Here is a 280-nt window from a genome sequence, read left to right as displayed (position 1 = left end):
AATGTATATAAACCTTAAATTAAGTTTCTTATATACATAAAATTTGTTTATTTTTGCATTTTTATTATTTTTTGACTATTACTAATTTAAAGGAGGTTTTTTTATGAAAAAAATGAATAAGTTAGTGAACGTTGCTTTAGCTGGAGCTATCGGTATAGGAGGATTGGGGGCGGTTGCACCAACAGATGCAAGTGCAGCTGAGATTTCTCCTTCTAAAACAAATATTCCTACTAACTAATCTACTGAATTACCCACTAATTTTGTAGAGTCTAAGTTACCA

General features: G+C 30.0%; 1 protein-coding gene. It reads left to right on the top strand.

Annotated features, from left to right (window positions below; genetic code table 11):
• Positions 1 to 103: 103 nt before the first annotated feature.
• On the top strand, positions 104 to 238 hold the full coding sequence (locus ACSG5Z_RS32460) for a hypothetical protein (RefSeq protein ID WP_435712994.1): 135 nt from the start codon (positions 104 to 106) through the stop codon (positions 236 to 238).
• Positions 239 to 280: the final 42 nt, after the last annotated feature.

This window comes from Bacillus pretiosus (assembly GCF_051294775.1).
Taxonomy (GTDB): domain Bacteria; phylum Bacillota; class Bacilli; order Bacillales; family Bacillaceae_G; genus Bacillus_A; species Bacillus_A wiedmannii.
The sequence above is the reverse complement of the archived record's forward strand: the minus strand, read 5'-3'. Positions and strand labels throughout refer to the sequence as shown.